General features: G+C 65.0%; 1 protein-coding gene. It reads right to left on the reverse strand.

The annotated features are described in order from the left end of the window. Positions 1–548 (reverse strand): EF-Tu/IF-2/RF-3 family GTPase (locus ACFWZU_RS16280; protein WP_439702556.1); only part of this gene is annotated, 548 nt, incomplete at both ends.

Consider the following 548-nt stretch of genomic DNA (forward strand, 5'->3'; position numbering starts at 1 on the left):
ATGGCGAAACGCAGGCCTTCGTCCATCGCGATCGGGTGGATCAGGCTCACCACCATCTTGATGTTGTCGCCCGGCATGACCATCTCCACGCCTTCCGGCAGCGTGACCGCGCCGGTCACGTCCGTGGTGCGGAAGTAGAACTGCGGACGGTAGCCCTTGAAGAACGGCGTATGACGGCCACCCTCGTCCTTGGACAGCACATAGACTTCGGCCTCGAAGTCGGTGTGCGGGGTGATCGTGCCCGGCTTGGCCAGCACCTGGCCGCGCTCGACGTCGTCGCGCTTCAGGCCACGCAGCAGCAGACCGGCGTTGTCGCCCGCCTGACCCTGGTCGAGCAGCTTGCGGAACATTTCCACGCCGGTGACGGTGGTCTTCTGGGTGTCACGGATGCCCACCACTTCGACTTCGTCGCCGACCTTGATGATGCCGCGCTCGATACGACCGGTCACCACGGTGCCGCGGCCGGAGATCGAGAACACGTCTTCGACCGGCATCAGGAACGGCTTGTCGATCGCACGCACCGGCTCGGGGATGTAGCTGTCCAGCGC

This window comes from Frateuria sp. GZRR33 (genome assembly GCF_051900425.1).
GTDB lineage: Bacteria > Pseudomonadota > Gammaproteobacteria > Xanthomonadales > Rhodanobacteraceae > Frateuria_A.